Here is a 240-nt window from a genome sequence, read left to right on the forward strand (position 1 = left end):
TCGTCATTCGCGGCCATGGGCTGGGCGCCCCGCCGCGCCTGCCGAAACCGCACACACCTACGCCCCGTAGGGTGGACATGCGCCAGCTTGTCCACCGCCTCCCGCCCACCATGAGCTGGCGGACAAGCCTGCGGCATGTCCGCCCTACGCACACCTCGTCATTCGCGGCCATGGGCTGAGCGCCCCACCGCGCCTACCGAAACCGAACACACCTGCGGCCCCGTAGGGTGGACATGCGCC

The sequence above is a fragment of the Pseudomonas sp. UBA2684 genome, from assembly GCA_002354655.1.
Classification (GTDB): Bacteria; Pseudomonadota; Gammaproteobacteria; order Pseudomonadales; family Pseudomonadaceae; genus Aquipseudomonas.